Origin of the sequence: Pseudonocardia pini, assembly GCF_013870575.1 — a bacterium.
Classification (GTDB): domain Bacteria; phylum Actinomycetota; class Actinomycetes; order Mycobacteriales; family Pseudonocardiaceae; genus Pseudonocardia; species Pseudonocardia pini.
On sequence record NZ_JACBXB010000599.1, the window covers coordinates 1 to 3,526 of the forward strand.

Genomic DNA, 3,526 nt, shown 5'->3' on the forward strand with positions numbered 1-3,526 from the left:
GCTCCGTCGCCGACCTCTGCGACCAGCCCCGCCCGGGTGGGTGACCTCGTCCGGGGTCGTGCGCAGCAGCTGACGCCACTGTTCGGGGCTCCAGCGCGCCGGGGTGGTGGTCGCGAGGAACTCCTCCAGCAGGGCCACGAACCGGGCCGGGTCGGTGTGGAAGGGGAAGTGGCCGGCGTCGGGGAAGATCTCCAGCCTGCTGCCGGGCATGGCCTGGTGGGCGCGCAGGCCGTGGTCCATGGGCACGATCGCGTCCCGCCCGCCCCACACCAGCAACGTCGGCATGCCACGGGTGAGGTAGCAGCGGTCCAACATGGTCACGACCTGGCCGCGCCAGTCGACGACCGCGCGCAGGGTCCGGATGAACGCGGCGCGCGCGGTGGCGTCGGGCAGGGCGTCGACGATCCGGAGCATGTCCGGGGCGTCGCGGCCGAGGTCGGTGCCGAGCATCCGCATGAGCTCGACGGCCGCGCCCACCTGCCAGCGCATGGTCGGTAGCCGCAGGGCGTTCAGGGCGGCGGCGGCACCGGGGAGCGTCATGAGCCGCAGTGCGGGATTGACCTCCGGACCGGCGCCGCCGCTTCCGATCAGCACGAGCCGCTCGGTGCGGTCCGGGAACTGGTAGGCGAACTGCATCGCGACGCCGCCGCCGAGGGAGTGCCCCACGAGCGTCGCGCGCTCGATGCCGAGGACGCCGAGCAGGTCCCGCACGCCGTTCGCGTAGGCGGCGACCGAGTAGTCGGCGCGCGGCTTGTCGGAGTGCCCGTGGCCGAGCAGGTCCGGAGCGATGACGAGATGGTGCCGGGCCAGCGCCGGGATGATCGACTCCCAGGTCGCCGAGCTGTCCCCGATGCCGTGGACCAGCACGACGGCGGGGCCGGACCCGGCCACGCGGAAGGCGCGTCGGTAGCCGTGGACCATGCGGTAGCGCAGGTCGGCGTCGCGGGGCGGCACGGCGCCGAGGCGGCCGCCGGTCGCGCGGATGCGTGGTGGGCGGGTCACGTGCCACCTCCCGAGTGGACCACCCGCGCGACGCTAGGCGCATCGCGTTACCGCCGTGTTGCCCTTCGGTACGGGACTCCTACGGTGATCGGGTGAGTAGCCGATTCGCCGTCGTCCCCGCCGCGTACGTGATCCTCCGGCGCGGCGACGAGGTCCTCCTCCAGCTGCGTCGCAACACCGGGTACCGGGACGGGTTCTGGGCCACGGCGGCGGCCGGGCACGTGGAGCGGGGGGAGTCGGTCCTCGCGGCGGCGGTCCGCGAGGCGCGGGAGGAGCTGGGCGTGGAGATCGCGCCCGCGGACCTCGAACCCGTCACCGCGATGCACCGCACCAACGCCACGGGGGAGCTGGTCGACGAGCGGGTCGACTTCTTCTTCACCTGTCGCCGCTGGTCCGGTACGCCGAGCAGGCAGGAGGAGGAGAAGTCCGCCGCGGTCGAGTGGTTCGGCCTCGACGCCCTGCCCGATCCCGTCGTCCCGCACGAACTGGTCGTGTTCCGGTCGCTGTGCCGGGGCCTCCCCGCGATCGTGACGCACGGCTTCGCGTCCTGAAGATCGCCGGTTGCGTGCACTCAGGGTGGTCGTAGCCGCGCTGAGTGCACGCAGCTCGTGATCGTGCCGCGCTGAGAGCACGAAACGTGCGATCTTGGTCGGGTCGGGTCGGGTCGGGTCGGGTCGGGTCGGGTCGGGTCCTGCTCAGCCCAGCACGACCTGCGCCTCCGGGTCCTCCCGCGGCAGCTCGTCCACCACGGCCATGACCTGCATCGACGTCAGCTCGACGCCGCCGTGGTGGCTGGTGAGGAACGCGGTGTCGGCGGCGTCGCGGCCCGTGCAGATCCGCAGCATCGACTCCCGCGGGGCGAGCCCGGTCGCGTCGACCAGCCGCCACCGAGACCCGTTCCACGCCTCGACGACCGCGTGGAAGTCCATCGGGAACAGCCCCGGCGCGTAGACCGCGGCGAGCCGGGCGGGCACGTCGAGCGCGCGGAGCAGGGTGATCACGAGGTGGGCGTAGTCCCGGCACACGCCCTCGCCGAGCAGCAGGGTGTCCACCGCGTCGTCGGTCGGCTTGGACGAGCCGCCGATGTAGAGGAGGCGGTCGTGCACCCAGGTCCGGACCGCGTCGATCCGCGCGTCGGCGCCCTCGAGGTGGCCGAACTCCCGGCTCGCGGTGGAGAGGAGCCGATCCGAGGGGCAGTACCGGCTGGGCCGCAGCGCGGAGATCCGGTCGATCTCGTCGGGGAGCGGCGGCGCGGGCGTCTCCCGCCTGCCGTCGACCTGCGCGACGTACTCGATCACCAGGTCGCCCTGCGGGCACTCCAGTGCGTGGCTGCGGCCGCCGTAGCCCGCGTCGAGCTCGGTGGGCGGGTCGAGGACGACGTCGTCGAGCGTGAGGGTGAGCCGTTCGCTCGTGGCGGCCCCGGCCACGGCGATCTGCAGGACCAGCAACGCGGGGTCGGTGACGGTGAGGTGGAGCCGGGCGGTGACGTCGCGTCGCATGCGCTGATGGTCGCAGGGGTCGCGGTTCCTGTCGGACCCCGCCCGTATCGTCGGAGTGAACAAGGGCGGAGCCGGGGGTGGTCGGTATGAGCGACGTGACAGCGGACCCGCGGGTCACCGTGTGCGCGGCGGAGGCCACGGGCGGGCCGGTCAGCGAGCTGGTGGAGCCCCGCCGGGTGCGGCTGGGGGAGAGCACCGAGGTGCGCAGGCTGCTGCCGAGCCTCGGCAGGCGCATGGTCGGGGCCTGGTGCTTCGTCGACCACTACGGGCCGGACGAGATCGCGGCCGAGCCCGGCATGCAGGTCGCGCCGCACCCGCACATCGGCCTGCAGACGGTCAGCTGGCTGCTCTCGGGCGAGGTGCACCACCGGGACTCGCTGGGCAGCTCGGCGCTGGTCCGCCCCGGCGAGCTGGGGCTGATGACGGCGGGGCGCGGGATCGCGCACTCCGAGCAGTCCCCGGACCCGCACTCGCCGCTGCTGCACGGGGCGCAGCTGTGGGTCGCGCTGCCGGACGAGGCGAGGGACGTCGCGCCGCGCTTCGAGCACCACACGGACCTGCCGGTCGTCACCGCGCCGGGGCTGCGGGCCACCGTCCTGCTCGGGGATCTCGGCGGCGCCGCCTCCCCCGGGCGGGTGCACAGCCCGCTCCTGGGTGCGGAGGTCGTGCTGGGCTCCGGTGCCGCGGGCGTGCTCCCGCTGGATCCGGACTTCGAGTACGCGGTCCTGACCGTCGAGGGCGCGCCGCGGGTCGCGGGTCGCGAGGTGGGCCCGGGCACCCTGCTCTACCTGGGCTGCGGGCGTCGGGACCTGGCCCTCGAGGCCGGTCCGGCGAGCCGGTTCCTGCTGCTCGGCGGCGTGCCGTTCCCGGAGCAGCTGGTCATGTGGTGGAACTTCGTGGGCCGCAGCGGTACGGAGGTCACCGAGGCCCGGGAGACGTGGCAGCGGGAGGTCGCCGAGGGCCGGGGGGACCGTTTCCGCGGCCCTGCTCGGCCACGATCAGCAGCGGCACCAGGCCGATGGTCA

Annotated in this window: 4 protein-coding genes; 2 read left to right on the plus strand and 2 right to left on the minus strand. The window is 74.1% G+C overall.

Features of this window, described 5'->3' with window-relative positions:
* Nucleotides 1-1,002: alpha/beta fold hydrolase (locus H5J29_RS25510; protein WP_312858402.1), on the minus strand; the 1,002-nt coding region annotated here is incomplete at its 3' end.
* 92 nt (nt 1,003-1,094) lie between these two features.
* Here H5J29_RS25510 and H5J29_RS25515 point away from each other — a divergent pair.
* Nucleotides 1,095-1,553, plus strand: a complete 459-nt coding sequence (locus H5J29_RS25515; RefSeq protein WP_181783562.1) for an NUDIX hydrolase — start codon at nt 1,095-1,097, stop codon at nt 1,551-1,553.
* Between the two features lie 144 nt (nt 1,554-1,697).
* Here the strand turns inward: H5J29_RS25515 and H5J29_RS25520 are convergent, their stop codons facing one another.
* On the minus strand, nt 1,698-2,501 hold the full coding sequence (locus H5J29_RS25520) for a transglutaminase-like domain-containing protein (RefSeq protein WP_181783563.1): 804 nt from the start codon (nt 2,499-2,501) through the stop codon (nt 1,698-1,700).
* An 86-nt stretch (nt 2,502-2,587) separates the two neighbouring features.
* Between H5J29_RS25520 and H5J29_RS25525 the strand changes: the two genes are divergently transcribed.
* The coding region (locus tag H5J29_RS25525; protein ID WP_181783564.1) for a pirin family protein at nt 2,588-3,526 on the plus strand (939 nt) is incomplete at its 3' end.

Excerpts from the sequence above, each read along its gene's own strand:
- H5J29_RS25520 (WP_181783563.1), bottom strand. The coding sequence starts at position 2,501 with ATGCGACGCGACGTCACCGCCCGGCTCCACCTCACCGTCACCGACCCC.